Source organism: Pseudomonas nicosulfuronedens, from assembly GCF_005877905.1.
In the GTDB taxonomy this organism is placed as follows: Bacteria; Pseudomonadota; Gammaproteobacteria; order Pseudomonadales; family Pseudomonadaceae; genus Pseudomonas; species Pseudomonas nicosulfuronedens.
In genome coordinates this window covers 1-23168 of sequence record NZ_SWDV01000051.1, presented here as the reverse complement: position 1 = coordinate 23168, position 23168 = coordinate 1, and the positions used below count along the sequence as shown (strand labels likewise).

General features: G+C 65.6%; 29 protein-coding genes and 2 pseudogenes. 18 read left to right on the top strand and 13 right to left on the bottom strand.

Going from position 1 to position 23168, the window contains the following annotated elements:
* Positions 1 to 99: 99 nt before the first annotated feature.
* Complete coding sequence (locus FAS41_RS28145) at positions 100 to 663, bottom strand: TetR/AcrR family transcriptional regulator (protein ID WP_138526603.1); 564 nt, start codon at positions 661 to 663, stop codon at positions 100 to 102.
* 103 nt (positions 664 to 766) lie between these two features.
* Here FAS41_RS28145 and FAS41_RS28140 point away from each other — a divergent pair, with 103 nt between their 5' ends.
* Both FAS41_RS28140 and FAS41_RS28135 read left to right on the top strand, forming a co-directional pair.
* Positions 767 to 1495, top strand: coding sequence for an SDR family oxidoreductase (locus tag FAS41_RS28140; protein WP_138526602.1), 729 nt, complete (start codon positions 767 to 769; stop codon positions 1493 to 1495).
* Between the two features lie 34 nt (positions 1496 to 1529).
* Complete coding sequence (locus tag FAS41_RS28135; protein ID WP_138526601.1) at positions 1530 to 2120, top strand: 2-hydroxychromene-2-carboxylate isomerase; 591 nt, start codon at positions 1530 to 1532, stop codon at positions 2118 to 2120.
* A 174-nt stretch (positions 2121 to 2294) separates the two neighbouring features.
* Here FAS41_RS28135 and FAS41_RS28130 read toward each other — a convergent pair whose 3' ends face one another.
* The gene (locus FAS41_RS28130; protein ID WP_138526600.1) at positions 2295 to 2696 is read right to left on the bottom strand and encodes a hypothetical protein; all 402 of its coding nucleotides are present in this window, start codon (positions 2694 to 2696) and stop codon (positions 2295 to 2297) included.
* 158 nt (positions 2697 to 2854) lie between these two features.
* Here FAS41_RS28130 and FAS41_RS28125 point away from each other — a divergent pair, with 158 nt between their 5' ends.
* Positions 2855 to 3658 (top strand): MmyB family transcriptional regulator, encoded by an 804-nt coding sequence (locus FAS41_RS28125; RefSeq protein ID WP_138526599.1) that lies wholly within the window; start codon positions 2855 to 2857, stop codon positions 3656 to 3658.
* Between the two features lie 6 nt (positions 3659 to 3664).
* Here FAS41_RS28125 and FAS41_RS28120 read toward each other — a convergent pair whose 3' ends face one another.
* Positions 3665 to 4189: an Mpo1 family 2-hydroxy fatty acid dioxygenase gene (locus FAS41_RS28120; RefSeq protein WP_138526598.1), complete on the bottom strand. Its 525-nt coding sequence runs from the start codon at positions 4187 to 4189 to the stop codon at positions 3665 to 3667.
* A gap of 74 nt (positions 4190 to 4263) precedes the next feature.
* On the opposite strand from FAS41_RS28120, the gene FAS41_RS28115 reads away from it, so the two are divergent.
* From FAS41_RS28115 to FAS41_RS28105, 3 genes are all read left to right on the top strand, one after another.
* On the top strand, positions 4264 to 4953 hold the full coding sequence (locus FAS41_RS28115; protein WP_138526597.1) for a Crp/Fnr family transcriptional regulator: 690 nt from the start codon (positions 4264 to 4266) through the stop codon (positions 4951 to 4953).
* 205 nt (positions 4954 to 5158) lie between these two features.
* Positions 5159 to 5656, top strand: a complete 498-nt coding sequence (locus FAS41_RS28110; RefSeq protein WP_138526596.1) for an outer membrane beta-barrel protein — start codon at positions 5159 to 5161, stop codon at positions 5654 to 5656.
* A gap of 244 nt (positions 5657 to 5900) precedes the next feature.
* On the top strand, positions 5901 to 6659 hold the full coding sequence (locus FAS41_RS28105) for a hypothetical protein (RefSeq protein ID WP_138526595.1): 759 nt from the start codon (positions 5901 to 5903) through the stop codon (positions 6657 to 6659).
* 4 nt (positions 6660 to 6663) lie between these two features.
* Here FAS41_RS28105 and ppk2 read toward each other — a convergent pair whose 3' ends face one another.
* Together ppk2 and FAS41_RS28095 are read right to left on the bottom strand one after the other, a co-directional pair.
* Entirely contained in the window at positions 6664 to 7563 is a 900-nt protein-coding gene (gene ppk2, locus FAS41_RS28100) for a polyphosphate kinase 2 (protein WP_246084955.1), read from the bottom strand.
* A gap of 196 nt (positions 7564 to 7759) precedes the next feature.
* Entirely contained in the window at positions 7760 to 8728 is a 969-nt protein-coding gene (locus FAS41_RS28095; RefSeq protein WP_138526593.1) for a magnesium transporter CorA family protein, read from the bottom strand.
* A gap of 87 nt (positions 8729 to 8815) precedes the next feature.
* Between FAS41_RS28095 and FAS41_RS28090 the strand changes: the two genes are divergently transcribed.
* The 3 genes from FAS41_RS28090 (at position 8816) to FAS41_RS28080 (ending at position 12354) form a co-directional block, all read left to right on the top strand.
* Positions 8816 to 9097 (top strand): hypothetical protein, encoded by a 282-nt coding sequence (locus tag FAS41_RS28090; RefSeq protein WP_138526592.1) that lies wholly within the window; start codon positions 8816 to 8818, stop codon positions 9095 to 9097.
* 81 nt (positions 9098 to 9178) lie between these two features.
* The gene (locus FAS41_RS28085; RefSeq protein WP_138526591.1) at positions 9179 to 9412 is read left to right on the top strand and encodes a TIGR02647 family protein; all 234 of its coding nucleotides are present in this window, start codon (positions 9179 to 9181) and stop codon (positions 9410 to 9412) included.
* Between the two features lie 92 nt (positions 9413 to 9504).
* Positions 9505 to 12354 carry a class I adenylate cyclase gene (locus FAS41_RS28080; RefSeq protein ID WP_138526590.1) on the top strand — a complete coding sequence of 950 codons (2850 nt, stop codon included), beginning with the start codon at positions 9505 to 9507 and terminating at the stop codon, positions 12352 to 12354.
* A 34-nt stretch (positions 12355 to 12388) separates the two neighbouring features.
* Here FAS41_RS28080 and rnk read toward each other — a convergent pair whose 3' ends face one another.
* The 4 genes from rnk to FAS41_RS28060 all read right to left on the bottom strand — a co-directional run bounded on the left by rnk (position 12389) and on the right by FAS41_RS28060 (position 14554).
* Positions 12389 to 12793, bottom strand: coding sequence for a nucleoside diphosphate kinase regulator (gene rnk / locus FAS41_RS28075; RefSeq protein ID WP_138526589.1), 405 nt, complete (start codon positions 12791 to 12793; stop codon positions 12389 to 12391).
* A gap of 183 nt (positions 12794 to 12976) precedes the next feature.
* Positions 12977 to 13183: a DUF1289 domain-containing protein gene (locus FAS41_RS28070; protein ID WP_138526588.1), complete on the bottom strand. Its 207-nt coding sequence runs from the start codon at positions 13181 to 13183 to the stop codon at positions 12977 to 12979.
* Positions 13161 to 13496, bottom strand: coding sequence for an iron donor protein CyaY (gene cyaY, locus FAS41_RS28065; RefSeq protein ID WP_138526587.1), 336 nt, complete (start codon positions 13494 to 13496; stop codon positions 13161 to 13163). The genes FAS41_RS28070 and cyaY overlap by 23 nt, the downstream gene beginning before the upstream one ends.
* A complete protein-coding gene (locus FAS41_RS28060) occupies positions 13493 to 14554 on the bottom strand; it encodes an AraC family transcriptional regulator (protein ID WP_138526586.1) in 1062 nt (353 codons plus the stop codon). The genes cyaY and FAS41_RS28060 overlap by 4 nt, the downstream gene beginning before the upstream one ends.
* 153 nt (positions 14555 to 14707) lie before the next feature.
* On the opposite strand from FAS41_RS28060, the gene lptM reads away from it, so the two are divergent.
* The 6 genes and pseudogenes from lptM to FAS41_RS28030 all read left to right on the top strand — a co-directional run bounded on the left by lptM (position 14708) and on the right by FAS41_RS28030 (position 18375).
* Positions 14708 to 14848 (top strand): LPS translocon maturation chaperone LptM, encoded by a 141-nt coding sequence (gene lptM / locus FAS41_RS28055; RefSeq protein WP_081515193.1) that lies wholly within the window; start codon positions 14708 to 14710, stop codon positions 14846 to 14848.
* Between the two features lie 106 nt (positions 14849 to 14954).
* Positions 14955 to 15170 (top strand): annotated as a pseudogene (locus tag FAS41_RS30915) (diaminopimelate decarboxylase); the annotation flags it as partial.
* 13 nt (positions 15171 to 15183) lie between these two features.
* The gene (gene dapF, locus FAS41_RS28045; protein WP_138526584.1) at positions 15184 to 16014 is read left to right on the top strand and encodes a diaminopimelate epimerase; all 831 of its coding nucleotides are present in this window, start codon (positions 15184 to 15186) and stop codon (positions 16012 to 16014) included.
* Between the two features lie 11 nt (positions 16015 to 16025).
* Entirely contained in the window at positions 16026 to 16727 is a 702-nt protein-coding gene (locus tag FAS41_RS28040) for a DUF484 family protein (protein WP_045215418.1), read from the top strand.
* Positions 16728 to 16780: 53 nt separating this feature from the next.
* On the top strand, positions 16781 to 17686 hold the full coding sequence (gene xerC / locus FAS41_RS28035; RefSeq protein ID WP_138526583.1) for a tyrosine recombinase XerC: 906 nt from the start codon (positions 16781 to 16783) through the stop codon (positions 17684 to 17686).
* Entirely contained in the window at positions 17683 to 18375 is a 693-nt protein-coding gene (locus FAS41_RS28030) for an HAD family hydrolase (protein WP_138526582.1), read from the top strand. Before xerC ends, FAS41_RS28030 begins: the two co-directional genes overlap by 4 nt.
* Before the next feature lie 178 nt (positions 18376 to 18553).
* Here the strand turns inward: FAS41_RS28030 and sutA are convergent, their stop codons facing one another.
* The 4 genes from sutA to glnK form a co-directional block, all read right to left on the bottom strand.
* Positions 18554 to 18886, bottom strand: coding sequence for a transcriptional regulator SutA (gene sutA / locus FAS41_RS28025; RefSeq protein WP_138526581.1), 333 nt, complete (start codon positions 18884 to 18886; stop codon positions 18554 to 18556).
* Between the two features lie 78 nt (positions 18887 to 18964).
* Positions 18965 to 19390, bottom strand: a complete 426-nt coding sequence (locus FAS41_RS28020; protein WP_138526580.1) for a secondary thiamine-phosphate synthase enzyme YjbQ — start codon at positions 19388 to 19390, stop codon at positions 18965 to 18967.
* A 105-nt stretch (positions 19391 to 19495) separates the two neighbouring features.
* The gene (locus tag FAS41_RS28015) at positions 19496 to 20830 is read right to left on the bottom strand and encodes an ammonium transporter (protein ID WP_138526579.1); all 1335 of its coding nucleotides are present in this window, start codon (positions 20828 to 20830) and stop codon (positions 19496 to 19498) included.
* 41 nt (positions 20831 to 20871) lie between these two features.
* A complete protein-coding gene (gene glnK, locus FAS41_RS28010) occupies positions 20872 to 21210 on the bottom strand; it encodes a P-II family nitrogen regulator (protein ID WP_003457590.1) in 339 nt (112 codons plus the stop codon).
* A 403-nt stretch (positions 21211 to 21613) separates the two neighbouring features.
* Here glnK and FAS41_RS28005 point away from each other — a divergent pair, with 403 nt between their 5' ends.
* From FAS41_RS28005 to FAS41_RS31065, 3 genes and pseudogenes are all read left to right on the top strand, one after another.
* Positions 21614 to 21892: an accessory factor UbiK family protein gene (locus FAS41_RS28005; protein WP_138526578.1), complete on the top strand. Its 279-nt coding sequence runs from the start codon at positions 21614 to 21616 to the stop codon at positions 21890 to 21892.
* 39 nt (positions 21893 to 21931) lie between these two features.
* Positions 21932 to 22843: pseudogene (locus FAS41_RS28000) on the top strand (YifB family Mg chelatase-like AAA ATPase); the annotation flags it as partial.
* An 88-nt stretch (positions 22844 to 22931) separates the two neighbouring features.
* The coding region (locus FAS41_RS31065) for a hypothetical protein (protein ID WP_218939139.1) at positions 22932 to 23168 on the top strand (237 nt) is incomplete at its 3' end.

Genomic DNA, 23168 nt, shown 5'->3' with positions numbered 1-23168 from the left:
ATGGCGTTATCGGCCATTCCGGCGGATAACCCGTGCCGGGTTATCCGCCCTACGTGAGATGCTGAACAACGCCGAGATTGCGCCCCGAAGGGTAGTCGCTCACTTCTCGTCCAGGTGCCGAATCAGGAAGTCCCGACTCGATTCGACGATGGTCTTCTGCACCTTCTCCGTCGCGACCATCCGCGCCAGCACCAGCGCACCGACGCACTGCGCCAGCAATGCCCAGGCGTCCTCCGGCGACCCGAGTGCCTCGGCCCATGCCTGCTGCAACTCCACCAGGGCATCCTCGGCGCTCTGCCGCACGGATTCGTCGGCACGGGCGATTTCCGCCCCCAGCGCTGGAATCGCGCAACCGGCGCTGGCGTCCTGTACGTGGCTGACACTCAGGTAGCGCTTCAGCCCTCGCTCCAGGCGCGCCCGGTCGAGCACCTTGCCCTTGGCGGCCAGGCGCTCGACGCTCTGCTGCAATTCGCGTTCGACGATGGCGGCGAACAGTTCGTCCTTCGAGCCGAAGTGGTTGTAGAACGCCCCGCCGGACAATCCCACCGCCTTCATCAGACCGTCCACGCCTGAGGTGGCAAAGCCGCCCTGCTTGGCGAGCGCGCCGCTGCTGTCGAGCAGTCGCTGGCGGGTTTCTTCCTTGTGGGTGGCTGAGTAGCGCATGGAGCGCCTCCGTCGAAGCGGTTGACGATGCGTCGAATGTTAACATAACGTTCGTTTACCTAACGACCGTTTACCCATTTTGCGCAACCCAGAGGAAACGAGAATGTCGAACAAGAAAGTCGTCCTGGTCATCGGCGCCGGCGATGCCACCGGCGGCGCCATCGCCCGCCGCTTCGCCCGTGAGGGCTACGTCGCCTGCGTCACCCGGCGCTCCGCGGACAAGCTGCAGCCGCTGGTGGACCAGATTCGTGCCGAAGGCGGTGAGGCCCACGGCTTCGCCTCCGATGCGCGCCAGGAAGAGGCGGTGATCGAGCTGGTGGAAACCATCGAACGCGACATCGGCCCCATCGAAGCCTTCGTCTTCAACATCGGCGCCAACGTACCTTGCAGCATCCTTGAGGAGACCGCGCGCAAGTACTTCAAGATCTGGGAGATGGCCTGCTTCTCCGGCTTCCTCACCGGCCGCGAAGTGGCCAAGCGCATGGTCAAGCGCCAGCGCGGCACGATCCTGTTCACCGGCGCCACCGCCGGCCTGCGTGGCGCCTCGGGCTTCGCTGCCTTCGCCGGCGCCAAGCACGGCATCCGCGCCCTGGCCCAGAGCATGGCCCGCGAGCTGGGACCGATGGGCCTGCACGTCGCCCACGTGGTGGTGGACGGTGCCATCGACACCGAATTCATCCGCGAGAACTTCCCGCAGAAATACGCGCAGAAGGACCAGGACGGCATCCTCGACCCCGAGCATATCGCCGACAGCTACTGGTACCTGCACAGCCAGCCGCGGGACGCGTGGACCTTCGAGCTGGACCTGCGCCCCTGGATCGAGCGCTGGTAATCCACTTATAACGACAACAAGAAGAGAGCCACTCATGAGCAAATCCGTCGAGTTCTACTTCGACTTCGGCAGCCCGACCTCCTACCTGGCCTATACGCAGTTGCCGAAGATCTGCGCCGAGACCGGCGCCGCGCTGGTCTATCGCCCGGTCCTGCTGGGCGGCGTGTTCCAGGCCACCGGCAATGCGTCGCCCATCGCCGTGCCGGCCAAGGGGCGCTACACGCTGATCGACATGACCCGCTTCGCCCGCCGCTACGGCGTGCCGATGAAGATGAACCCGCATTTCCCGATCAACACCCTCACGCTGATGCGCGCAGCCACCGGCGTGCAGTTGCGCCAGCCGGAGCGCTTCGAGGCGCTGCTGGCCTGCGTGTTCAAAGGCATGTGGGTGGACGCGCTGAACCTGGGCGATCCGGCGGTGCTCGGCCCGCGACTGGCCGAGGCGGGCTTCGACCCGCAGGCGCTGCTGGCGCTGACCGCCGAGCAGGACGTGAAGGACGCGCTGAAGGCCAACACCGAGGCGGCGATCAAACGCGGGATGTTCGGCGCGCCGACCTTCTTCGTCGGGGACGAGATGTTCTTCGGCCAGGATCGGCTGGACTTCGTCCGCGAGGAGCTGGCGTAAGTCGGTTCGCGCGCAGGAGCCGAGCGTCCCCTCTCGCGGAGTCGCCGACGAGCACCAACGTAGGATGGCGTGGAGCGCAGCGATACCCATCGATACCCATGCACCAACCGCATGGGTATCGCTGCGCTCCCCCCATCCTATAAAGCACCGTCGACAATCCCCGGCGTAAAGCGCTTACAGGGCCAGAACCGCCGACCGCCGCAGGCCGAAAAACTCCAGTTCAGCGAGCAGCAGGACCACCAGCGCCTGACCGATGACGAAGGCGTAACCCAGGGCAGTCGGCTGTACGTAGCCGGTCACCAGCAGGGCGACGCTTTCCACCACCCAAAGCGCGTTCAAGGCAATCACCGCACAGACACCGGTGCGCGACAGCGCCAGTTGCTGGCTCATCCAGTAGAGCACCAGCGCCAGCGGTAACAGCACGATGCCTGCCACCAGCAGCAGGACGAAGGGCAAGCCGAACAGTTCGCCCAGCGGTTGCGCGGCCAGCGCCATCAGCAGGCCCATGGCGCCACCGGCGATAGCATCGACTTTCAGGGTCAGGCGAAGCAGCGGGGAGGATTGCAGCAGAGTCATTGCGAAGCTCCTTCAAGGGGCGCCACCGGTTGGCGGCGTGTGGCTGAAGAATCCGCCCGGGACGTAGGTGCGTCGATTACCTGCCAGGTAATGGCCGTTACGGGGCGCCCCGTCTATTGTTCGATGCCATGACCCGCACCGCCATGAACGGCCCAGCTATGAATAGCCCAGCCCAGAAAAACCCGGCCCAACCCGTCGGCGCCCTGCTCCGCCAATGGCGCCAGCGCCGCCGACTCAGCCAGCTCGATCTCGCCTGCGACGCGGAGATTTCCACGCGCCACCTGAGTTTCGTCGAAACCGGACGCGCCCTGCCCAGCCGCGAAATGCTCCTGCATCTGGCCGAACAGCTGGACATCCCGCTGCGCGAACGCAACCGCCTGCTCAGCGCCGCCGGCTATGCCCCGGTGTATTCGGAAAAGGGCCTCGACGACCCCGCGCTGACCGTCGCCCGTCAGGCCATCGACCAGTTGCTCAAGGCCCACGAGCCGAACCCAGCGATGGTGGTGGACCGCCACTGGAACCTGCTGGCCTCCAACCGTACGGTGGATATCTTCCTGATCGGCGTCGACCCGGAGCTGCTGCAGCCGCCGATCAACGTGCTGCGCATGAGCCTGCACCCCAGGGGGCTGGCGCCGCGCATCCTCAATCTGGGGCCGTGGAAGGCGCATGTGGTGGAGCGACTGCAGCGCGACTTCGAGGCCAGCGGCGATCCCGCGCTGGCGGCGTTGCGCGACGAGGTGGCGGCGTACCCGGCACCGCCCTACGACGAGGCGGCCAACGGCGACATGGTGCTGATCCCGGTGCAATTGCAGACCGAACTGGGCGTGTGCAGCCTGATCGGCACCATCACGGTGTTCGGCACACCGGTGGACGTGACGCTGTCGGAACTGGCCCTGGAAACCTTCTTCCCGGCCGACCCCGACAGCGCGCGAATCCTGCGCCAGCTCAGCGGTACGGACTGAAGCGAATCAGGCGGTCGCCTTCTTCTCGCGGATGCAGGTGGGGCCGGCGCGCTCTTCCACGGCATGGCGGACTTCATCGCGCAGGCCGAGCAGGAACGCGGCTTCGGCGGCCACGAACAGCGGACCGACGATCAGCCCGGTGAGGTCATCGACGAACGCCGGTTTGCGCCCTTCGTACCAGTGGCCGACGAACTGGATGATCCAGCCCACCACGAACAGGCCGATGCCCCAGGTGAGCCAGTAGGCAGTCGTGCCGGCAGCCAGCGCCGCGCCGATCCACAGCGACAGCGCCAGCAACGCGGTCATCAGCAGGCCGAAGCGCAGGTCCAGGCGCAGGTAGAACACCACCGAAGCCAGCGCCAGCAGCGTGGCGGGCGAGACCAGCAGGCCGGCCAGCTCGAAGCCGGGGCGCGACAGCAGGGTGGCGATGGCCAGCACGATCATCGGGATGCCGATGAAGTGGCTGACGATGTTCCGCCGGTCACGGTGGTAGGCGGCATATTGGGCAAGGTGATCGACCAGAGTTTTCATTGTTGTTCTCCCGCAAGGTACTGGCATGATGGCGATGTGTGCCCTGCCACTCTGTCAGCTAGCCGACATTGCCCATGACCGACGCCAAGCCTTACCTCTCCTGCCTGCAAGAAGGCCGCTGGTTCCAGACCCTTCCGGACGGTCTGCGCCAGGCCTTGCGCGACGCCGCCGTGGTGCGGCGCCTGCCCGCCGGCCAGCGCCTGTTCGCCCGTGGCGACGCGCCGTGTGGCCTGTATTGCGTGGTGGAAGGCGCAATGCGCGTCAGCGTGGTTGGGGAAAGTGGCAAGGAAGCATTGCTGGCGCTGGTGGAGGCGCCCAACTGGTTCGGCGAGATCTGCCTGTTCGACGGCCAGCCGCGCACCCACGACGCTTACGCAGAGGGCGCCACCGTCCTTCTCCAGGTTCCCCTCGCGCCTTTGCAGGCGCTGCTGGCGCAGCACCCGGAGTACTGGCGCGACTTCGCCCTGCTGATGAGCCACAAGCTGCGCATTACCTTCGCCGTCCTGGAAGAGCTGTCACTGCTGCCGGCCGCGCCGCGTCTGGCCCGGCGCCTGCTGATGATCGCCGAGGGCTACGGCGAGTCGGCCACCGCCAAGCGCGAACTGCACCTGCCCCAGGAACAGCTCGCGGCCATGCTGTCGCTGTCGCGGCAGACCACCAACCAGATCCTCAAGGACCTGGAAGCCCAGGGCATCGTGCGCCTGAGCTATGGCGGCATCGAGATTCTGGACGGCGAGCGCCTGCGCCAGGCCGCCCACGCCTGATCCGAACCGGCACTCTCCAGAACAGCAGCCTCTAGAACAAAAGCCAGGCGACTCTCGACAAGCTTCGATGGTCGCGCACGCTACCGCCCCGCTCTAATGCCCCCGCCGCCGCGCTGGCGCCGAAAAGCCCGCGCCAGAGCGGCATCCAAATCCTCCGCAAGACAGCAAGGCGGCCGCTGCTTCCCACCGGCCGCAAGGGAATCCTATGCGCCTTTCGAAACTCCTCTGCGCTCTCGCGCTGACCGCTCCGGCACTGGTGATGGCCGACGACCGCGGCCTCTACGTCGGCGGCGGCGTCACTCGCCTCGAGATCGACGACCGCTCCTTCGACGACCAGGACGACAGCTACAAGCTCTACGCCGGCTACCGTCTGAACAACTACCTGTCCTTCGAAGGCGCAGTGGTCGATTTCGGCGAGATGAGCGACGACCGCAGGCACTTCGACGGTCAATCCGTACAAGCCAACGTCCACCTGGGCTTCCCCATCGGCCAGCGCATCCGCCTGTACGGCATCGCCGGCGTGCACGCCTGGCATGCCGACGATGACGTCGCCGGCAAGTCCGACGACCTCGACCCGCTCTACGGCTTCGGCGGCGAAGTGGACGTATTGGGCGGCCTGGGCCTGCGCCTGGAACAGGAATACCTGGACGTCGGCGACATCGACCTCGACCAGACCACTCTCTCCGCCTACTGGCGCTTCTGACACGCGCACGGCTACCCCTCAAGCCCGGCGGAAGGTCCGGCTCTCTCCCCAGAGCAGTCCTCCCCCTCCTGACCTTCCGCCGGCACCTTCTCCCGCACCAGGCATCGCCTGCGCAAATCACTCTTTCGGACGGTTGCAGCGCCCGCTTTCGCGACTAGCCTAGGGGTAGCTGCGTTTCTGGCGCCAAAAAGACACACACCCGGCGAATCGCGCGGCACACAATAACAATAAGGACGCCTCCGCCATGTTCGATGTCGTTCGTGGGTTCATGCTGTGCTGTTTCGGACTCTTCGCCCTCGCCGCCCAGGCCAACCTCCCCAGCGAGGAACTGCAGTTGCAGACCCTGCAGGTCTACACCTGCCGCTCGATCAACAGCCTGTTGCTGCTGCGCGGCGAAGGTTTCCAGGAAACCCATGCCGCCCAGCTGGAGAAGGACCTGGCCACGCTGGACGGTGCCGTCAAGGCCTACGCCAAGGCCGATGACGCGCTGCGCAAGGCCCACACCGAGTTCGTTACGCAGATTCGCAATGGCGTTTCCTACGGCCCCAAGGAAGAAGACCTGCCCTGGCGCTACAACCAGGACCTGAGCCGGTCACTGCGCGAGTTGCTCAACCAGATCGAGCGCTTCGTTCCGGCCACCGCCGATACCAACCAGATTCCGTTGTGGGAATTGCCGGTGCGCGTCGAATACCTGGCCACCCAGTACCTGGGCCGCGCCTACATCAGCGGCCTGGAACTGGCCCGCGAACAGCCGCAGGAATACCTCGGCCAGGACGAAAGCGTGCTGGTGCCGTTGCTGACCCAGCGCATCGACCAGTTGCCCGACAGCGACGCCACCAAGAAGCTGCGCACCCGCTGGGAGTACCTGAGCAAGGCGCTGCTGGACATGAACAGCAAGAGCAACAGCGGTGTCAGTGCCTCGGGCCGGCCCTGGGCGCCGATCATCGTCGATCGCAACGCCCGCGCCGTCTCCGGCCAGCTCATGCTGATGAGCCAGCAGTAACACCTCAGGCCGGGATGGACTCCGATTCCGGTTCAGGCTCAGGTTCCGGCGCCTGCACCGGCACCATTGTCTGGGCCGGGCGCTCCAGCTCATCGCGGTCCATCAATGCGGCACGGCCCGTCAGCAACGCATCCGGAGCGCGGGCGATCTTCGGGTTCTTGTCCGGGTAATCCAGGCTGTGCAGGAAGTGCCGCAGGCAGTTGAGTCGCGCGCGCTTCTTGTCGTCGGACTTGACCACCACCCAGGGCGCATCGGCGGTGTCGGTGTGGAAGAACATCGCTTCCTTGGCCTGGGTGTAGTCGTCCCAACGGTCCAGCGACTGGATGTCGATGGGCGACAGCTTCCAGTGCTTGAGCGGGTCGTCGCGGCGCGAAACGAAGCGGCGCAGCTGCTCTTCGCGGCTCACCGAGAACCAGAACTTGAACAGGTGGATGCCGTTGCGCACCAGCATGCGCTCCAGCTCCGGCGTCTGCTGCATGAACTCCAGGTACTGGCGCGGCGAGCAGAAGCCCATCACGCGCTCGACCCCGGCGCGGTTGTACCAGGAGCGGTCGAAGAAGACGATCTCGCCGGCCGTGGGCAGGTGCTGTATGTAGCGCTGGAAGTACCACTGGCCGCGCTCGGCGTCGCTGGGCTTCTCCAGCGCCACCACGCGGGCGCCACGCGGGTTGAGGTGCTCGGTGAAGCGCTTGATGGTGCCGCCCTTGCCGGCGGCATCACGACCCTCGAACAGCAGAACGATGCGCTGGCCAGTCTCCTTCACCCAGTTCTGCACCTTCAGCAACTCGATCTGCAGCTCGGCCTTGGCCTTCTCGTATTCCCTGCGCTGCAGGCGCTTGCGGTAGGGATAGCTGGCTGGCAGCTGGGCGGAGCTGGAGTCCTCGTTGCTGCCGCGCGGGGCCATGGCGACAGTCAGTGCGACCGGGCCCTGGCTCTGCGCCTGGATCTGCGCGCCGCCCTCGGAAGGCGCTTCAGGCGGCGACGCGATGGCGGGCTTGTTGGCTTCGGATTGCGGCATGGTCTCCTCCTGTGAGACGTGGGGACGGCCTTCCACTGTGCAACCCGCGCGGCGAGCCTTTCTTGACCCGCATCAACCCCGTCTAGAGCCAGCCTTTGTACTTGAACCAGTAGTAGGGAATGATCGCCGAGATCACCATCGCCACCAGCGCCATGGGGTAGCCCGCCAGCCACTGCAGCTCCGGCATGTGGGCGAAGTTCATGCCGTACACCGTGCCCACCAGGGTCGGTGGCAGGAACAGCACGGCGGCGATGGAAAACACCTTGATGATGCTGTTCTGCTCGATGTTGATCAGCCCCAGCGTGGCGTCCAGCAGGAAGGTGATCTCCCCGGCCATCTTCGTCTGGTATTCGCTGAGCGAGCGCACGTCGCGCTCCACCGACTTCATGCCCAGTTTCACCTCATCGCTGATCCAGCCATTGCTGCCCTGGCGGAAATAGGACAGCGGCCGGCTGATGCTCAGCAGGCTCTCGTTGAGCTTGGACAGCAGCGAGTTCTTGCGCCCCAGTTGCTTGACCACTTCCTGCAGGTCAGCCTTTTCGGTGGCCGCCTGGCCTTCGCGGAAGATGCTGTTGCCCAACGAATCGAGCTGCTTCTGCACGTTTTCCAGTACGTCGGCGATACGGTCCACCACGCTGTCCATCAGGGTCACGAACAGCTGGTCGCTGCGCCCCTCGCAACCACCGCGCTGGGTGCGCGTCTCGAAGGTGCGGAAGGCCATCAGGTCGGTGTAGCGCACCGTCACCAGCCAGTGCGGGGTCAGCACGCAGGTGACCTCCGAGGTTGTCGGGTTGTGTTCGCGGATGCCACCGACCACCGTGGTGGTCATGTACAGGGCGCCCTTGCTCTCGTAGAAGCGCGAGGAGTCCTCGATCTCCGCCATTTCCTCCTGGGTTGGCACGTCGACTTCGATGATCGACTCCAGCAACTTTTCCTCCTCGGCCGTGGGCCGGAACAGGTCGATCCATAGCGTGTCCTTGGGCATGCCATGGCATTCGCTGCCGTTGTGGCGCACCAGGCGGTCGCCGACCAGGGTGTAATAGGTGATCATGTCGCCCGACGATCCTTCACAGCCAGAAGTTGCCCCGCAGGTTGGCCAACTTCCCGGCGCTTCACAAGCCCATCGGAGAACACTGTGATGAGCGAACACGACGACAGCGAAGAGTCCTTTGCCGAAGACACCCTGGTCCAGGCCATCGAGAACCAGATCGAAAGCGAGAGCCCGGCGGCCGCTCGCGCGGTATTCAACAAGCTGACCCTGGTCGGCTACGAGCGCGAGGACGCCCTGCACCTGATGGCCCTGGTGCTCGCCCACGAGATCGAGGCAATGCTGGCCGAAGACCGCCCGTTCAACGGCGAATGGTACGAACAGGCCCTGCGCGCACTGCCGACACTGCCCGACGGCACTGTTGCCGAATGAGACAGCGGCATAACAGCGCTTGCCGAACCGGTCGGACTTGAGACTACACTGAAGCCTCATTGACCATCGGGAGTTAGAAGAATGGCTTTCACCAAAGAAATGGTTGAAGAACTTGATCTGCTGGCGCTGTATGACCTGGAGAACAGCCAGGCGGGCTTGAAAGTCCATCATGACGCCTCTGCCGAGGCCGTGGCCGCTGCCGGCCGACTCCACGCCAAGGGTCTGATCGACAAGGAGGACGGCGGCTATCTCACCGGCCTCGGACTCGACGCCGCCGAGCACGCCCAGGTCCTGCTCGGCATCCTGCGCGGCTGACCTCAAGTTCCCCTGCGAGCGGGCGATAACCTGGCACACTTCCAAGCGCCGCATTCGGTAATGCGGCGCCGCTGGCCAGGCAGCAGTACGCCATGACGCTCTCCCCCGAAATCCGCCCGGACATCGACGACGGTATTGACCGAAAGGTGCTGGCGCAATTGCGTCAGCGCTTCCTGAAGGTCAATGCCGCGCGCCTGCATCGGGCCAGCGAAGCGCTTTCTACACGCCAGCAACTGGTCCTCAAGCTGTTGCCGCTGCTGCTGGACGTGAACCACCCGCTGCTGCCCGGCTACGTCTCGGCCAGCACGCCCGCCGGACTGTCGAACTTCGTCCCTGACGACGAGATCCTCGCCGAGGCCCAGCGCCTGACCCGCTCCTTCAGCTACAAGCCCCGTCGCGGCAATCCGCCGCTGCCGATCCACGGGCTGTTCCTGATGGGCAGCCTGGGCACCGTCGCCCAGGCCGAGCAGAGCGACCTGGACCTGTGGGTCTGCCATGCGTCTGACCTCAGCGAACGCGAGCTGGCGGAGCTGCGCCGCAAGTGCGAACTGCTCGAACAATGGGCCGCCACCCAGGGCGCCGAGGTGCACTGTTTCCTCGTCGACCCGCAGCACTACACCCAGGGCGCCCGCGAAGCCCGGCTGACCTCGGACGACTGCGGCACCAGCCAGCACTACCTGCTGCTGGACGAGTTCTACCGCACCGCCATCTGGCTCGGTGGCCGCACGCCACTGTGGTGGCTGGTGCCGGTCTACGAAGAAAACCGCTACGCCGAATACTGCCAGACCCTGCTGAGCAAGCGCTTTATCCGCGCCGAGGACGTCCTCGACCTCGGCCACCTGGCACGCATCCCACCGGGCGAGTTCATCGGCGCCGGCATGTGGCAGCTGTTCAAGGGTATCGAGTCGCCCTACAAGTCGGTGCTCAAGCTGCTGCTCACCGAGGTCTACGCCAGCGAACACCCGCAGGTCTCCTGCCTGAGCCTGCGCTACAAGCAGGCGATCTACGCCGGACGCCTGGACGTGGAGGAACTGGACCCCTACGTCATGCTCTACCGCCGCCTGGAGGAATACCTCAAGGAACGCGGCGAAACCGAGCGCCTGGAACTGATCCGCCGCTGCCTCTACCTGAAGGTCGGCAAGAAGCTCAGCCGCCCGCCACGCCAGAGCCACAAGAGCTGGCAACGCAAGGTAATGGAGCGCGTTTCCGCCCCCTGGAAGTGGGACAGTCGCGCCTTCGCCCAGCTCGACAGCCGCAGCCAGTGGAAGGTGCGCCAGGTGTTGCTGGAGCGCCGCGCACTGGTCAACGAACTGACCCACAGCTACCGCTTCCTCTCGCAATTCGCCCGCCTGCAGCACGCCGCCAGCGGCATCAATCCACGCGACATGGGCATCCTCGGTCGGCGCCTGTACGCCGCCTTCGAGCGCAAGGCCGGCAAGGTCGAGTTCATCAACCCGGGCATCGCCCCGGACATGGCCGAGGACATCCTTACCCTCGCCCAGCTGCCAGGCGGCGAAGCGGGCAAACCACCGTTCTGGGCGCTGTACAGCGGCAACCTGTCACTGCAGGAGATGGCCGACTTCGCCCCGCTGCGCCGCGCCCGCGACCTTATGGAGCTGCTCGCCTGGAGCCACCGCAATGGCGTGATCGACGCCACCACGCGCCTGTCTCTGCAACCGGGCGCCAGCGACCTCAGCGAATTCGAACTGCAGAACCTGCTGGGCTGCCTGCAGCAAGCCATTGCGCTGCCGCTGAACGAGGTGCCGGAAAGCGCCCTGCTGCGTAACGCGGTGCCTTCGCAGGTGCTGCTGCTGGTGAACGTCGGCGTCGATCCGCTGCGCCAGCACAGCCAGATGAACGTGCACATGACCACCGAGCGCACCGACTCGCTGGGCTACTCCGGTGTGCGCGACAACCTGGTGCTGACGCTCGATCAGATCACCCTCAACAGCTGGAACGAGCTGCTGGTCAGCCGTTACTCCGGGCCACACGCGCTGCTCGACTGCCTACGCGAATTCCTCAACACGCTGCCCACCGACGCCCCGCCACCGCGCCTGCTGGTTCGCTGTTTCTGCCGCAACCGCGCCACGGCCATCGCCCAGCGCGTAGAAGACCTGTTCCGCGACGCCCACGCGCAGCTCGCCAGCGGCAAGGGCGGGCGCTACCTGCTGCAGGTGCGCCAGCACTTCCACCTGCTGCACCTGATACCGGGGAGCGTCAGCCATCGGGTGATCGAAGGGCTGTCGGCACTGGTCGATCACCTGGGCGACACCCAGGACGAGAGCGGCTTCCTGCAGCTGGACCGGCACGCGCTGGAGGGCGACGACCTCGCCATGATCCTGCCGCTGGGCCGGGCCAACACTGTGCAGGTGTTCTACCGCCTGGACGAAGGCAGTGCGGAAATCACCATTCTCGACGAGCGCAACGCCCTCTGGCGGCGCCGCCAGGAATACGACACCGAGGAAGGCCTGCTGCTGCCACTGCAACGTTTTTTGCAATCGGTGCAGTATCGCCGCAACGCAGTGATCTCGCTGCTGGAAGCGCAGGGGCCGGTGGGCGCCGACATTCTCTTCTACGAGGTAGTGACCAACGGTCACCAGCGGGCACAACGCATCGAACGGCGCAACGCACCGCAGCCGCTGGAGGCATTGCCGTTCTACAACGTGCAGGCGATCGTCGAACCGGGCGAGGGCCAGCGCGCACGCACCACGCTGTTCTGCAACCACCGCGAGTTCTCGGAGCTGGAGTTCGGCAACGAGCTGTTCCAGGCCGTGGCCCGGCACATCCTCGACCGCCGGCGCGGACAGGAGCGCTACCCCTGCTACATCACCGACCTGGACCTGTCGGCCATGCGCGAAGGCGGGGGATTACAGACGGTGCACTTCCTGCGCTACAAGCAGAGCCTGGAGCAGGCTCTGAACCGGGCGCTGGCCGAAGCCTGAAGCGCCCGGGGAGAGACGTTCCCGACAGGGGAACTCAGCGATCGAAGTCGCCGGCCGCTTCGGGCTGGTATTCCACTTCCAGCAGGGTCAGCTTCAGCGTCTTGCCGCTGGGCGCGGGCCAGTCGATGGTCTGCCCGGTGGTCAAGCCCAGCAACGCGGTGCCCACTGGGGCGAGGATCGAGACCTTGCCCTCACCCTTCACGTCAGCCGGATAGACCAGGGTCAGGTGGTACTCCTTGCCGCTACCCTCTTCGCGGCAACGCACGGTGGAGTTCATCGTGACCACGCCCGGCGGAATCTCGTCGTGGCCGACCACCGTGGCGCGGGCCAGCTCGGCCTCCAGCGCCTCGGCCGCGGGGCCGTACTCATCCAGGCTGTCGAGCATGCGCTCCAGACGTTGCAGGTCGAGTCGAGTAACGGTGATGGGTGTCGTGGTCATGATGGTTGGCAGTCTCCTTACAGGAGAGCCCCGGACGCTCGCGCGTTCGGGGCCCTGGGTGTTCTGGCAGTAAAGACGTTCGGCAAGCGAACGCGCAGTGAAATCCGAAAAAAGAAAAACCCCGCCCAAGGCGGGGTTTTCCCGGACACTAACACAGCACAGAAAATAAGCAACACCGACCAGTCACCACTTCGGCCGCCGGTTGTTTCGGCGCTTTTCGCAGTCCGCCAGGATCGCCAGGCGTCGCTCGCCATCGGCCTCGTTCCACTCCAGGATTTCGCCCAGGGTGCGTCCGCAGCCGACGCAGATGTCCGCGTCGTCCAGGCAGCAGCGCCGGCAGCAGGGGGAAGCGACGCTCGCCTGCGGATCAGATGCCGGGGAAGTCGACATCCTCGCCTGCCTGCTCCAGGGTCGCGCGGTTGAGCAACGCGCCCAGTGGTTCGCGGGTGCTGTCGCAGATCCACAGCGAGCCGGATTCGTCGTAGTCGAAGTGGAAGCCGCCGGAGCGCGCCGCCACCCACAGCTGGCCTAGCGCCGGCTGGCGGCTGAGGATCAGCTGGGTACCGTTCTCGAAGCGCACGGTCAGCACGCCGCTGGAATTCTCCAGGTCCAGGTCCAGGTCGCTGTCGTCGAAGGCGTCCTCCACCGTTACCTGTACAGCGTCCACCAGGTCATGGAAGCGGGCTTCGCTCAAAGTGCTCATGCATCGTCCTCGGGATCAGTCAAAGGCACCAGTTTACGCCGGTATTCGCCCAGACTCTGCCCCGTCCAGCGCCGGAATGCACGGGCGAGCGAGCCGGCTTCGCTGAAGCCCAGCAGATAGGCAATGTCGGCGGTGTCCAGCGCCGGGTCGCGCAGGTAGTGCAGCACCAGTTGCTGGCGGGTTTCGTCCACCAGCTGGCTGAATGACAAGCCGGTTTCGCGCAGCCGCCGCTGCAGGGTGCGGGGGCTCAGCGCCAGCGTCTGCGAAAGGCGCTCCAGGTCCGCGCCCTGCTCCGGCAGCTGGCGCGCCAGCTCCAGGCGCGCGCGGTCGAGCACGCTGTCGCCCTTGTTGATCTCCACCAGCAGGCGCTCGGCGTAGGCATCCAGGGTGCGCTGCACCTGGGCGTCGGCCTGGCCGAGCGGCAGCGCCAGCAGGCGTTTGGGGAAGACCAGGGCGTTGTCCGGCTGATCGAACAGCACCGGGCAGCGAAAAATACGCTCGTGTTCGCTGACGTCCGCCGGTGCGCCATGGCTGAAGCGCACTTCGAACGGCACCTCGTCCACACCGCTGACCCAATGGCCGAAGCTGACCCAGCCGGCCAGCGTCTCCTCGCTCATCTGCCGTTGCTGTTGCGGCAACAACGGCTCCCAGCTGTGTTTCACCAGCGCCTCGCAGCCCGCGCGCGGAGGCTCGTCAGCCAGTTCGACACGGCCCAGGTTGCCCACCAGCGAGGCGTAGCGCGCCTGCCGATGCAGGGCGTCGGAAAGCGTCGCGCAACTCATGATCAGGTAGCCGAGCACACCGTAGTAACCGGGGCGCACGGCCTCGCCCAGGTGCAGGCCGAGATTGTCGTCGCCGCTCAGGCGCACGCCGGCACCCACCAGTTCCAGATAAGCGCTGGCGGCGATGCGCTGGTCACGCTGGGCAAGGATCGAGGGCTCCAGGTGCACCGTCGCCAGCAACTGCGCCGGGTCCACGCCCTGGCGCTGCAGATGTTCCACGAGGCCCTGCAGGTAGGCCACCGACACCGAACTGGGCAGGGGATCGCGATAGTCCATGGGGCTTTCCGTTTTTTGCCCCCCATCATAGGGCCACTGGCCCTTCCGGCGCGAGCCGCAAGCCCCGCCGGGCGGGCGCCCGCTTGAATAGGCAAGCCGGCGGGGGGTCGGTATACTCCGGGGCAATCGACGCTTTATTACAAGGATTCCGCCATGAAGCGACTGCTGCTTCCCTTCGTCGCGCTCGCCGTCTTCACCGCCGCGCTGGCCGGCTGTGGCCAGAAAGGCCCGCTGTACCTGCCGGACGACCAGAAGGCCAAGAGCGAGCACAGCAAGGACCGCTACGGTCTCTGAGGGCGTTCCCATGGACGCCTTCGACGTCCGCGACGGGCAACTGTTCGCGGCAGACGTGCCGCCGCCGGCAATCGCCGGGCGCTTCGGCATGCTGCAAAGCGGTAACGGCGATCTACACGCTCAGCTCCGCAACCCCGTCCGCGAAGAAGGTAACCGGCTGGCCGCGCGTTCGGCCGGCGCCTATGGTTTCGTCATGAATTCCAACTACAACACCCGGGGCCGCGCCGCCGAGGTGCTGGTGGATAGCTCGGCCGCGCACTGGGTGCGTCGCCACGGAACACGAAAAGAGCTGTTCGCCGGCGAAAGCCTGCTGCCGGACTGAGGCCGAGACGACGATGCTTCTGCGCTTTACCAAGATGCATGGGCTGGGCAATGACTTCATGGTCCTGGACCTGGTCAGCCAGCACGCCCATGTGCAACCACGCCACGTCAAACAGTGGGGCGACCGCAACTTCGGGGTCGGCTTCGATCAACTGCTGATCGTCGAGCCGCCGAGCACGCCGGACGCGGACTTCCGCTACCGCATCTTCAACTGCGACGGCACCGAGGTCGAACAGTGCGGCAACGGCGCGCGCTGCTTCGCCCGCTTCGTGGTCGACAAGCGCCTGACCTCGAAGAAGACCATCCGCGTGGAAACCAAGGGCGGCATGATCGAGTTGACCATCGCCAACGATGGCCAGGTCACCGTCGACATGGGCCCGCCGCGCCTGCAACCCGAGCAGGTGCCGTTCAAGGCCGATGGCGAGGCGTTGAGCTATCCCCTCGAAGTGGACGGCCAGCGCTACGACCTCGCGGCGATCTCCATGGGCAACCCGCACGGTGTGCTGCGCGTGGATGACGTGGACAGCGCGCCGGTACGCACCCTGGGCCCGAAACTCGAAATCCACGAAAGCTTCCCGCAGAAGGCCAACATCGGCTTCCTGCAGATCGTCAACCCGCACCAGGCGCGCCTGCGCGTCTGGGAGCGCGGTGCCGGCGAGACGCTGGCCTGCGGCACGGGCGCGTGCGCCGCTGCGGTCGCCGGCATCCGCCAGGGCTGGCTGCAATCGCCGGTACAGATCGACCTTCCCGGCGGACGGTTGTCCATCGAGTGGGCAGGACCGGGTCAGCCCGTTATGATGACCGGGCCCGCCGTGCGGGTGTTCGAAGGCCAGGTACGTCTATAACCGGGACGCTTATGACCGATACTCCGCAGGACCCCACCGTTACGCTCGAAGCCGAACAGGTCGCCGACTATCTTCGCCGGCACCCTGAATTCTTCGTCGATCATGACGAGCTGATCCCGGAGATGCGCATTCCGCACCAGCCGGGCGATGCCGTGTCGCTGGTGGAGCGCCAGGTACGCCTGCTGCGCGAGCGCAACATCGAGATGCGCCATCGGCTCTCGCAGCTGATGGATGTCGCCCGCGACAACGACCGCCTGTTCGACAAGACCCGCCGCCTGGTGCTCGACCTGCTCGACGCTACCAGCCTGGAGGAAATCGTCAGCACGGTGGAAGACAGCCTGCGCCACGAGTTCCTCGTGCCCTACGTCAGCCTGATCCTGTTCAGTGACAACAACCTGCCGGTCGGCCGCTCGGTAAGCAGCGCCGAGGCGCACCAGGCCATCGGTGGCCTGCTGTCGGGCGGCAAGACCGTCTGCGGCGTGCTGCGCCCTCACGAGCTGGCCTTCCTGTTCTGCGAAAGCGAACGCGAGCAGGTCGGCTCCGCCGCCGTGGTGCCGCTGACCTTCCAGGGCCTGCACGGCGTGCTGGCGATCGGCAGCCCCGACCCGCAACACTACAAGAGCTCGCTGGGCACCCTGTTCCTGGGCTACGTCGCCGAAGTCCTCGCGCGGACCCTGCCGCGCTTCTCCACACCACTGCGCTCGGTACGCTGACCTTCGCAACGCGGTAAGCTGCCAGCCTGGCTGTATCACTGGGAGCTTTCCGCTTGTCGCTCGACGCCGATCTGCAAGCCTATCTGGAACACCTGCGCAGCGAACGCCAGGTCTCCGTGCACACGCTCGACGGCTACCGTCGGGACCTGGCGCGCCTCGCCGCGCTGTGTGAGAAATCCTCGATCAACGAATGGTCGGCGCTACAGGTGCGCGACCTGCGCCTGTTCGTCGCTCGCCTGCACCAGCAGGGCCTCGCCAGCCGCAGCCTGGCGCGTCTGCTGTCGGCCACCCGCGGGCTGTACCAGTACCTGATCCGCGAAGGCCGCTGTCGGCACGATCCCGCTGACGGTCTCGCCGCCCCCAAGGGCGCACGCAAGCTGCCACGCACGCTGGATACCGACCGTACCGCGCAACTGCTCGACGGTGGCGTCGAGGATGACTTCATCGCTCGCCGCGACCAGGCGCTGCTGGAGCTGTTCTATTCCTCGGGCCTGCGCCTCTCCGAACTGGTCGGACTTGACCTGGAATGGCTCGATCTCAAGGACGGCCTGGTGCGCGTGCACGGCAAGGGCAACAAGGTGCGCGAGCTGCCGGTCGGCCGCGCCGCACGGCAAGCCATCAAGGCCTGGCTGCCGCTACGCGCCACCGTGTCGCCGCAGGACAACGCCGTGTTCATCGGCCGCAGCGGCAAGCGTCTGACGCCGCGCGCCATCCAGCTGCGCGTGCGCGAAGCCGGCGTGCGCGAGCTGGGCCAGCACCTGCATCCGCACATGCTGCGGCACTCCTTCGCCAGCCATATGCTCGAATCCTCCCAGGACCTGCGCGCGGTGCAGGAACTGCTCGGCCACGCCGACATCGCCACCACGCAGATCTACACCCACCTGGACTTCCAACACCTCGCCTCGGTCTATGACCAGGCCCACCCGCGGGCACGCCGTAAACCCGGAGCAGAAGAATGAGTATCCGCCTGGTCACCTTCGACCTCGACGACACGCTGTGGGACGTTGCCCCGGTGATGAACAGCGCCGAAGCCACCCTGCGCGACTGGCTCGCCGTGAACGCGGCGCAGCTGGGGCCGGTGCCCATCGAGCACCTGTGGGCGATCCGTTCGCGGCTGATGGAGCAGGACCCGATGCTGCGCCACCGCCTGAGCGAACTGCGCCGGCGCATCCTGCTCCACGCCTTGCTCGATGCCGGTTATCCGCAGCCCGAGGCGACCGAACTGGCCGAGGCCGGCTTCCAGACCTTCCTACACGCGCGGCACCAGGTGGCGCTGTTCCCCGAGGTGCACCCGACCCTGGAGCAATTGGCCAACCGCTTCATCCTCGGCGTGCTCACCAACGGTAATGCCGACGTGCGGCGTCTGGGCCTGGCCGATTACTTCCAGTTTGCCCTCTGCGCGGAAGAGCTGGGCGTCGGCAAGCCCGACCCGCACCCGTTCCAGGAAGCCCTCAAGCGCGGCGGCGTGGCGGCAGAATATGCCGTGCACATCGGCGACCATCCCAGCGATGACATCGCCGGGGCGCGCCGTGCGGGCATGAAGGCGATCTGGTTCAACCCGGCGCGCAAGCCGTGGGATGGCGAAGAAGCACCGAGCGCGATCATCCACAACCTCTCCGAGCTGCCGGGTATCCTGGCAAAGCTCTGACGCATGGGCTTTTCGTAGGAGCGAGCTTGCTCGCGAACGGCGCTCCGGGCGGCTCTGAGACTCGGGGCGGTTCGCGAGCAAGCTCGCTCCTACATAACTGAACAATGCAACAAATGGACATGAAAAAGCCCCGCCGCTCCTTGAGGAGCGGCGGGGCTTTTTCATGAAGCGTCAGCTATCAGATAGGGCGGCTGCCGTATTTGCTATCCGGCTTCTTGGGCGGGTCAGCCACAACGTTCGGCTCGATCTCCTGCACCTTGCCACCGCGAGTGAGGAACTCCTCCATCGCGCGGGCCAGTGCGTCACGATCCTTCTGCTTGGCTTCGACAGAGGGCAGTTCCTCTTCTTCCGCAGCGGCCTTGGCTTTCTTGCCACCGCCCTTGGGAGAAGGGGCTTCATCCCCATCGCTGCTGTCTGCTTCGGCGTCGCCGTCGTCAGCCGCGGCGAGTTCCTCACCATCGTCCTCGTCAGCGCCGTCCAGCTCGTCCTGTTCCAGTTCTTCGTCGCTCATTGTTCAACCTCTGTGGTGCTGCAAAGCACGTTAGTTATAGCCCAGCTGCGCGCTTTGACGAACGCCGCCGGAAAAAATTCATACAGGCTCGCCCTGCCAGGTCGCCACGACCCTGCGCGGGCCGCCGTGGTCTCGGTGCTCGCCGAGATAAATACCCTGCCAGGTGCCCATTGCCAAGCCTCCTTCCTGTATCGGCAGCGTCAGCTGACAGCCCAGGAGGCTGGCCTTGAAATGCGCCGGAAGGTCATCCGGACCTTCGTAGTCATGTTCATAGCCGCTACCGCCCTGGGGCACCAGGCGATTGAAGAATCGCTCGAAATCGCGGCGCACCGAGGGGTCGGCATTTTCATTCACCGTCAGCGAAGCGGAGGTGTGCTGCAACAGCAGGTGCAGCAGGCCCACCCGGCACCTCGACAGCTCCGGCAACGCAGCCAGAATCTCGTCGGTGACCAGGTGGAAACCTCGCGGGCGAGGGCGCAGGGTGATGGTCTTCTGCTGCCACATGGCGGGCCTCCTCCGTCGGCTACGGTGATGCGCGCGCATTCTAGCGTGCTGATCGAAAAAACAAAGGGCGCCCGAGGGCGCCCTTCGTCGAACTTGCGCGAACCCTTACAGGTTGTAGCCGCGCTCGTTGTGCAGGGAGAGGTCCAGACCCACGGTTTCCTCTTCCTCGGAGACGCGCAGGCCCATGACCAGGTCCAGGACCTTGAGGATCACGAAGCTGACGATCCCGGTGTAGACGATGGTGAAGGCCACGCCCTTGAACTGGGTGAACAGCTGCGCGCCGATGTCGGTCACGGTGCCGAAGCCGCCCAGGGCGGGAGCTGCGAACACGCCGGTGAGCAGGGCGCCGACGATACCGCCGACAGCGTGCACACCGAAGGCGTCCAGGGAGTCGTCGTAACCGACGGCGCGCTTGAGGCTGGTGGCGGCGAAGAAGCAGATCACGCCGGCAGCCAGGCCGATCACGATGGCACCCATCGGGCCGCAGGTACCGGCAGCCGGAGTGATGGCAACCAGACCGGCAACCACACCGGAAGCGATGCCCAGGGCGCTCGGCTTACCGTGGGTGATCCACTCGGCGAACATCCAGCCCAGGGCGGCGGCGGCGGTGGCAATCTGGGTAACCAGCATGGCCATGCCAGCGGTGCCGTTGGCGGCAGCAGCGGAACCGGCGTTGAAGCCGAACCAGCCGATCCACAGCAGAGCGGCGCCGATCAGGGTGTAGCCCAGGTTGTGCGGAGCCATGGCAGCGGTCGGATAACCTTTGCGCTTGCCGAGGACGATGCACGCTACCAGGCCGGCGATACCGGCGTTGATGTGCACCACGGTGCCGCCGGCGAAGTCCAGCACGCCCCAGTCCCACAGCAGGCCGCCGTCTCCGCTCCAGACCATGTGGGCGATCGGTGCGTAGACCAGGGTGAACCACAGCGCCGTGAAGATCAGCATCGCAGAGAACTTCATGCGCTCGGCGAAGGCACCGACGATCAGCGCCGGAGTGATGATCGCGAAGGTCATCTGGAACATCACGAAGACGCTCTCAGGGAACAGCGCGGCGGCGGAAGTCAGGCCGCTGGTGGTCAGGCCGCTGAGGAAGGCCTTGTCCAGGCCGCCGACGAAGGAAGCGAAGTTGACCACGCCCTTTTCCATGCCGACGGTATCGAAGGCCAGGCTGTAGCCGTAAACGACCCAGAGGATGCTGATCAGCGCGGTGATCGCGAAGCACTGCATCATGATCGACAGGACGTTCTTGGCGCGCACCATGCCGCCGTAGAACAGGGCAAGGCCAGGGATGGTCATCAGCAGCACCAGGGCGCTGGAAATCAGCATCCAGGCGGTGTCGCCGCTGTTCAGGACGGGGGCCGCAGCCTCGTCGGCCAAGGCCAGACCGGGCATTGCGAGGGGCAATAGGGCGCCTAGCCCTGCGTATTTGCGCAGAGTCATTGTTGTTTCTCCTGGGGCGTGGGGTTCGGTGTGGGCTTGGCTTAGATCGCGTCGGTGCCGGTTTCGCCGGTACGGATACGAATGGCCTGTTCCAGATTTACGACAAAGATCTTGCCGTCACCGATCTTCCCGGTGTTGGCGGCCTTGGTGATGGCTTCGATAACACGATCCAGCTGGTCATCGGCAATGGCGACGTCGATCTTCACCTTCGGCAGGAAATCGACAACGTATTCCGCGCCACGGTACAGCTCGGTGTGACCTTTCTGCCGGCCGAAGCCTTTGACTTCGGTCACAGTGATGCCCTGCACGCCGATCTCGGACAGCGACTCACGAACGTCGTCCAGCTTGAACGGCTTGATGATGGCTGTGACTAGCTTCATGTAACTCTCTCCCGTGTTTTGGTGGACCCGCCCCAGGAAGAACGAACCCGGAGACAAGTCTAAGCGCAGTGTCTGGCTTTTGTAATGCGCCGGCCGCCCTACCTCAGCACTCCGACTGCCTTGATCGAAGCGATCCCCTGCCTCGCCTGCAGCACCGGAACTGCATCGGTGCACGCCATGTATGCCCCAAAGCATGAAGCTTGCCAGTTCGTGGAAATGCCCGTGCCATCAGGCACTTGGCGCAAAAACGGGGTTTCTGGCGATTCGCCAGCGCGCTTTTGGCGCACCGAAAGCGCGCACGCCGAGCGGGCACACTGCTCAAAAAGCGTGCAACCCCACGCGCCGCAGCCAGCGCCGGCTGCGTGATAGACTGCGCTCTGATTCAATCCGGAACCCATGAACCATGCTGCCGCCCAAAGCCTTCCTCGATGCCATCAGCCAACAAGCCGGACGCCTGTTCGGTGGCGAATCGCCCCTGCCGAAGGCCGAGCTGGAAGCCCAGTTCAAGGTTCTGATGCAGAGCGCCTTCAGCAAGCTCGACCTGGTCAGCCGCGACGAATTCGACAGCCAGATGGTCGTCCTCGCGCGCACCCGCGCCCGCCTCGAGGCGCTCGAAGCCAAGGTCGCGGAGATGGAAGCCAAGCTCTCGCCGCCTGCCGATACCGCCGTCCCCACCGAATAACGCTCATCGGGCGGGCGGCATGCGATCCAGGAGTGATCCATGTCCCTCGCCATCGTCCATAGCCGCGCCCAGGTCGGTGTGGAAGCGCCCGGCGTCACCGTCGAGGCGCACCTCGCCAATGGCCTGCCTTCCCTGACCCTGGTCGGCCTGCCCGAAGGCGCCGTGAAGGAAAGCAAGGACCGCGTCCGCAGTGCCCTGCTCAATGCCGGCTTCGACTTTCCCAACCGACGCATCACGCTCAACCTCGCCCCGGCCGACCTGCCGAAGGACGGCGGACGCTTCGACCTGGCCATCGCCCTGGGCATCCTCGCTGCCAGCGGCCAGTTGGCCGACGCCGCCGGGCTCGACGAACTGGAATGCCTGGGAGAACTGGCGCTCTCCGGCACGCTGCGGCCGGTGCCCGGTGTGTTGCCCGCCGCCCTGGCTGCCCGCGCCGCCGGCCGTGCGCTGGTGGTGCCGAAGGAAAACGCCGAGGAAGCCAGCCTCGCCAGTGGCCTGACCGTCTACGCCGTCGGCCACCTGCTGGAGCTGGCCGCGCACTTCAGCGGCCAGGAACGCCTGCGTCCCTACGCGGCCAACGGCCTGCTGCGCGCCACGCCGCCCTACCCCGACCTCGCCGAAGTGCAGGGCCAGACCGCTGCCAAGCGCGCCCTGCTGGTCGCCGCCGCCGGCGCGCACAACCTGCTGTTCAGCGGACCACCCGGCACTGGCAAGACGCTGCTCGCCAGTCGCCTGCCCGGTCTGATGCCGCCGCTGGACGAAGACGAGGCGCTGCAGGTGGCGGCGATCCACTCCGTCGCCGGGCGCGGGCCGCTGACCCACTGGCCTCAGCGGCCCTTCCGTCAGCCACACCACACCGCCTCCGCCCCCGCACTGGTCGGTGGCGGCAGCCGCCCGCAGCCGGGGGAAATCACCCTGGCGCACGAAGGCGTGCTGTTCCTCGATGAGCTCGGTCTTTTGCTTTTTGCATGATGTTGTCTATACCCATATGACAGCTCAAAAATAGCCCTTATAGGCGACTCTGGCATAGGGTGTACCTATGACAATTATCAAGGATATATCTGCCTACCGGGATTACCCCTACGAGTGCCTCGAAGAGACTTCGGTTCTCGCCCTTAGAGGCGCTTGTGTAACGGTGCAGGAACACAAATCAATCGACAGCCTGACCAAGTCGCTCGAATGTTTCTTGCAGATCACGGGCAAAAAACTTTCGCACTTCGATCTCCTTTCTTCGTCAAGTGACGAATTACTAGCGCTGTTCTGCGGCGCATTGCAT